This window comes from Thalassospira sp. UBA1131 (assembly GCF_002311515.1).
Taxonomy (GTDB): Bacteria; Pseudomonadota; Alphaproteobacteria; order Rhodospirillales; family Thalassospiraceae; genus Thalassospira.
This window is the reverse complement of record NZ_DCAO01000104.1, coordinates 98,439-101,834: the sequence shown is the minus strand read 5'-3', so window position 1 is coordinate 101,834 and position 3,396 is coordinate 98,439. Positions and strand designations below refer to the sequence as shown.

The 3,396-nt window shown below is 55.0% G+C and carries 4 protein-coding genes; all 4 read left to right on the top strand.

Features of this window, described 5'->3' with window-relative positions; all coding sequences use genetic code 11:
- Positions 1-249: 249 nt before the first annotated feature.
- The 4 genes from B3Z49_RS16625 to B3Z49_RS16610 all read left to right on the top strand — a co-directional run bounded on the left by B3Z49_RS16625 (position 250) and on the right by B3Z49_RS16610 (position 3,358).
- Positions 250-1,320 (top strand): hypothetical protein, encoded by a 1,071-nt coding sequence (locus B3Z49_RS16625; RefSeq protein ID WP_296992893.1) that lies wholly within the window; start codon positions 250-252, stop codon positions 1,318-1,320.
- 91 nt (positions 1,321-1,411) lie between these two features.
- Entirely contained in the window at positions 1,412-1,954 is a 543-nt protein-coding gene (locus B3Z49_RS16620) for a phage tail protein (RefSeq protein ID WP_296992891.1), read from the top strand.
- Positions 1,955-2,040: 86 nt separating this feature from the next.
- Positions 2,041-2,676 carry a phage tail protein gene (locus B3Z49_RS16615; protein WP_296992889.1) on the top strand — a complete coding sequence of 212 codons (636 nt, stop codon included), beginning with the start codon at positions 2,041-2,043 and terminating at the stop codon, positions 2,674-2,676.
- Between the two features lie 76 nt (positions 2,677-2,752).
- A complete protein-coding gene (locus tag B3Z49_RS16610) occupies positions 2,753-3,358 on the top strand; it encodes a phage tail protein (RefSeq protein ID WP_296992887.1) in 606 nt (201 codons plus the stop codon).
- The last annotated feature ends 38 nt before the right edge of the window (positions 3,359-3,396 follow it).

Genomic DNA, 3,396 nt, shown 5'->3' with positions numbered 1-3,396 from the left:
GCCCGCGACATGCTGCGCGTCGGCGATTTCATCATCGCCAACACCAACCGAGACGCCACCATGTCCGGCGGCCTGTTCGTCGTCGCAAGCTCCGGTGCAAACGGCGTCGATGTCCGCGACATGACGGCAATCGGCACCTCAAACACCGACTGATCGCACACCCCGATCCACCCTTTTCATCCTCCCTCAACCTCGCCCCGGTGACTGATGTTGCCGGGGTTTCTTTTCTCCGAGCCAAAGGAATGCTTTATGAGTCAAACGGTTAAAATTTGTTCGGATGTCAATATTGCGCAATTTGCTGCGTTCGCGGGCTACTTTTCGATGGACGGGCAAATTTCGGCAACTGGCGCCACCACGTTGAACATTCCCGAATGCCTGGTCAATATTGGTGGCAATGGTCACGGCTATCTTCTGGTGGCCCAGTCGGATTGGTCGATTGTTGAGCCGACGCATCATGACGGATCGCTCAACACCTTGGCCCTCGGGGATGACATCAGACTATTTGCCGTTGACGCGGGTGACGGAACGACAGACGCCAAGTTGATTGCCAGCAAGAATGATGCGTTTCCTGATGGTTATGACGCCTCCAACAGCCGCAAAATCGGCGGGTTCCATTATGGCCGCGTGCGTCCGGTCGCCAGTCGATATGATTTGGCATATAGCCCGGCAATACAGATTGTCCCGAACAGTGTCTGGGATTTGAACCATCGCCCAACGTGTGATCCGAGCGGCATGGTCGAAATCGTGCCGGGCGGTTTCTGGGCCGATATCTATCTTAACTCGGAGGGTGCAGGAACGTGGCCGGAAAATGTACCGGTAAGCAAGTATGGCGTCATGCCGATCAAGGATGATGTTTATGCCCGCTCGGACTTCCATCTGCTTGTGCGCAATGCGGGCAAGCGTCTTCCGACAATTGAGGAATTCCTGACCTATGCCGAGGGCGCACCAGCCGGTCAAAATGGCAATAATACCTATGCTTGGTCGGCAACTTCCAATACCGGGCCGACAACCACTGGTAACGTCGAAAAATCAGTATCCATGTTCAACGTGGTTGATGCCGTAGGCAACCTCTGGGATTGGCTTGATGGTCACTTCGACCTTGGTGCCACGAACTACAATCAAAGCACTTATGTTGTAAATGTCGGTCAGGATTTGTCGACACCACGTGGCGCAGTATTTCACGCGGGTTGGCGTTGCTTTGTCGGCGGGGGCTTCTTCAATTACGGTGAGAACTCTGGTTCTCGTTGCTTGCACTCAGATGCAGGGCCATGGGGAACGGACGGTATTGTAGGGCTGCGCGGTATCTGTTGCGCGCTTTAGGAACCAAAACTTCTGAGAAAAATGGACGACTGTTTTATACCGGCAAGGTTTCCTTGCCGGTTTTTCTTTAACCGACAACAAAGGGCTAAACATGTGTAACAAGATTACCATCTGCACCGAGTTTGACGCCGTCCAGATTGCGGGCCTGCAGGTGCCGATTGCCTCCATCCATGCCTTTGCCACCCAGACCGTGCCGGCCGATTATCTGATCTGTGATGGTTCGGCTGTTTCCCGCGCAGACTATGCCGAGCTTTTCGCTGCACTTGGCACAGTTTGGGGCGAAGGTGATGGCACCACGACTTTCAATATCCCAGATTTGCGCGGCGAGTTCCTGCGCGGCTTTGATGCTGGCCGTGGTGTGGATGGGGGGCGTGTGTTCGCGTCTGATCAGGGTGATCAGATGCAACAGATCACTGGCAGTATCGGTGTCGTGAGCCGCTTTAACTCGCCCGAGGGTGTATTTAGCTACACCACTCAATCAGGCACCACCGACGCGACATCCGGTATCACCAATCAGAACCGGCTTCATTTCGATAGCGCCGATTCCCCGAATGCGCGTGTCGGTGATGAAACACGCCCGCGCAACGTTGCAGTAACTTACGCGATCAAGGCGACTGTTCCTGCCGCGGCGTGATCTAAAGCCCGTGATCAAATCCTTTCGAATGCCCCGGCAGTATCTCGCTGCCGGGGTTTCTTTTTACTCAACCAAGGAGACTGCTTATGCAGGGTAATACCCCGGTCGAATGTGAAATCCTCAATGTTATTCAGGGGGCAGGCATCTGGCCCGATTGCGATGACAAGACCCAGCTTCTACAGGCCATCGAAGCGCTGATTTCTGGCGGTGGTTCTGGTGGTGGCAGTGTCGTGGCTGGCAGTGAAATCGGTTCGGTTTCAGCTTTCGCCATGCCAACCCCGCCAACTGGCTGGCTGGTCTGTGATGGTTCGGCCGTTTCACGTACCGAGTATGCTGATTTGTTTGCGACCATTGGCACGCTTTGGGGCAACGGTGATCAGGTTTCGACCTTCAATCTTCCGGACCTGCGGGGCGAATTCATTCGTGGTTCCGATGATGGTCGCGGCGTTGATGATGGGCGTGTGTTTGCGTCGGCACAGGCAGATGCGTTTCAGGGGCATAAGCACGAATTCTTTCAAAGCCCAGCAACACTGATGGTAGGCGGATCCTATCATCCAAGTGCCGAGAATTTCGACCAGATCGGCCCATACCAGCCCGGTGTTGGAGTGGGGAACCCGGTAACCGATAGTGCGAGTGGATCACCACGCGTTGCATCTGAAACCCGCCCGCGCAACATCGCGATGACCTATGCGATCAAGGCGTTCTATCCGACGTCTGCATAAGTCTCTCAGTCAAACCCGATATCCCCGGCAGACCGTGTTTGCCGGGGTTCTTTTTTGTCCAAATTGGAGAATTCATATGCAGTGTTTAAGGCCGGTTGAAAGTGAAGTTCTGAATGTTGTTCTGGCGGCCGATATTGTTCCGGATCGTATGGACGATACCCAGCTGTTGCAGGCACTTGAAACCCTTTTTGGGGGTGGCAGTTCTGGGGGTGGTTCTGTGCCGGTTGCGACCATCCTGCCGTTTGCCGGTTCGGTGGCACCGGAAGGCTTTATGATTTGCGATGGTGCGGAACTTCTGGCGGCGGAATATGCCGATCTGTTTACCGCGATTGGCACGACCTATGGTGTCGGGCAGGCCGCTGGTAGTTTCAAACTGCCGGATCTGCGTGGTCGGGCGCCGATTGGTGCCGGGCAGGGCGATGGCCTGACGGATCGTGTGATCGGTGCGGCTGGTGGTGAAGAAACCCATCAGCTGACGATTGATGAGATGCCCTATCACGAGCACGCTTGGGAAAACTCCTTCTACAGTTTGGTTCGGGTCTCTGGTTCAGGAGGTGAGGGTATTGGATCCGGATCTGAGGACTACAGTAACTTGCGTTCTACCGGCTCGTTCCAGGGCGGCGACCAACCGCACAACAACATGCAGCCGTTCCTGGTGGTGAACTACATCATCAAGGTTTGATTGCTGCGAACAAGAACCTTTGCGGGGGGCGGGGTTTC